General features: G+C 45.8%; 1 pseudogene. It reads right to left on the bottom strand.

Features of this window, described 5'->3' with window-relative positions:
- Positions 1 to 137 precede the first annotated feature (137 nt).
- Positions 138 to 638, bottom strand: a pseudogene (locus tag ACFIJ9_RS08680) (late control protein); the annotation flags it as partial.

Raw genomic sequence — 638 nt, 5'->3', positions numbered from 1 at the left:
AGGACATTATTAAAAAGAGAAGCGTTTAAGGAATTGAGTAGACATTACCTTATTGCTGTACTCATGCAATTGGTGCAAGTTGCACCTATTCCTCATCACGACCGATCAAAGGGTCAAGTTGTCCCTTTGATTTTTTGTCACTCAGAGTTTTCCTTTTCTCTTGTTTTTTTTCCCTTGTCTGGCGCTTCGAGTGTAATTTCTGTGGTGTATCCGCTTTGTTTTTCATAGCAGTGGGTGACAGTGGAAGCTTTCCATGGACCATTGATTTCGCCACGAAACCCTTGCAACACTAGAGGTTGATCCGCCATCATTTCTGGTCGCCCCGCAAGAGTCAAGGAGCCACTGCCTACAGCACGACACAGCCTGTCCGACTCGGAAGCAGCAGCAGCCAAAGCCTCTTCCTTGCTGGTGTAACAAGTCCGTAAACGCCGCACGGGACCGCTAAACCCTGTCTGATGCTTGACTTGGCATTGCTGCCCTTTTAAGCGATCAAAATAAGCAGCTTCAATGGTGCCATATTGCGTGCGTGGCTCTAATGTGAATTCCCAACTTGAACAGTCATGCTTATGGATGTCGAGTGCTGGTAAATTGTCACCGCTTAAAAATAAAAACTTATTGTCCTTGATTAAAAAGCGTGC

Source organism: Bartonella sp. MR90HLJMH (genome assembly GCF_042194115.1).
GTDB lineage: Bacteria > Pseudomonadota > Alphaproteobacteria > Rhizobiales > Rhizobiaceae > Bartonella > Bartonella grahamii.
The sequence above is the reverse complement of the archived record's forward strand: the minus strand, read 5'-3'. Positions and strand labels throughout refer to the sequence as shown.